Origin of the sequence: Streptomyces sp. NPDC048142 (assembly GCF_043202835.1) — a bacterium.
Classification (GTDB): Bacteria; Actinomycetota; Actinomycetes; order Streptomycetales; family Streptomycetaceae; genus Streptomyces.
Map to the genome: position 1 here is coordinate 1 of NZ_JBIDBC010000095.1, position 1,092 is coordinate 1,092.

The 1,092-nt window shown below is 62.4% G+C and carries 1 protein-coding gene; it reads right to left on the reverse strand.

Annotation, left to right across the window (positions count from 1 at the left end; all coding sequences use genetic code 11):
• Nucleotides 1-37: 37 nt before the first annotated feature.
• Entirely contained in the window at nucleotides 38-877 is an 840-nt protein-coding gene (locus tag ACGF2Y_RS36685) for an IS5-like element ISSco3 family transposase (protein ID WP_392956451.1), read from the reverse strand.
• Between the last annotated feature and the right edge of the window lie 215 nt (nucleotides 878-1,092).

A 1,092-nucleotide genomic window follows, 5' to 3' on the forward strand; every position in this document is an offset into this window, starting at 1 on the left:
AGAGGGCGTTTGATCTAGTCAGATTGCCCTTTATCTCCTAGTAAGTTCCTCGCCAGGTGGGTATGGTCTCGTCCGTTATGCGCTTGGCGAGGTTGTCGATCGAGGCGATGTGGATCATGGCTTCGGAGCTGGTGGTGAGGGTCTCGTAGTCGCGCGCGAGGCGGCGGTGCATCATGATCCAGCCGATGCTGCGCTCTACCACCCAGCGCCTTTTCACGACGTGGAAGCCGCGTTTTTCGGGGTTGCGGTTGACGACCTCGACGTCGATGCCCAGAGTGGCGCCGTGTTCGATGACGGCGTTCTTGAAGCCGGTGTCGACCCAGCTTTTCACGATGGTGGGGTACGTCTCCTTGGCCTGGTCGAGGAGGCGTATTCCCATGGCGTTTTCGGAGAGGCCGGCGCCGGCGACGGTCACGGCGAGGATGAGGCCGATCGTATCGGTGAGGATGCCGCGCTTCCGGCCGACGATCTTCTTCGCGGCGTCGGTTCCCTGGCTGGTCAGGGGCACGTTGGTGGAGGTCTTGACGCTCTGGGTGTCGATGACCGAGGCGGTCGGTTCGGGCTTGCGACCCTCCTTCACGCGGGCGAGCGCGGTCAGGTCGTAGTTCAGTTGGGTGAAGATTCCTTCGTCGCGCCAGGCGGCGTAGTAGAAGTAGACGGTGCCGTGGCCGGGGAAATCGTGTGGGAGGTATTTCCAGGGGATTCCGGTGCGGTTCAGGTAGAGGATCGCATTGAACACGTCGCGCAAATCGACTTGGGCCGGTTTGCCGGTGGGACGGCGTTCGAGTCGGGCATTCCGCCAGGCCGTCAGGGTCGGCTCGATCAGGGCCCATCGGGCGTCGGACAGGTCGCTGGGGTACGGCTTGCGCTCACTCACGGCACAGCGTGAGCATGGGCATGCCGGAAGGCTCTGTTCCGCAGGAGGGTGGGAGTTTCTGCCATATCTCTACGTCAGACGGGTTTCCAAGACCAGAAGCGGATGAGACGGGCGACGGGGGTCGCATCTGGCCGGGCGGCATTCGGAACCTACGGGGCGAACCATGCTGAAAAGGGGCACTCACATAAGCCGCTTACCTGCTTTGAACTGCATAA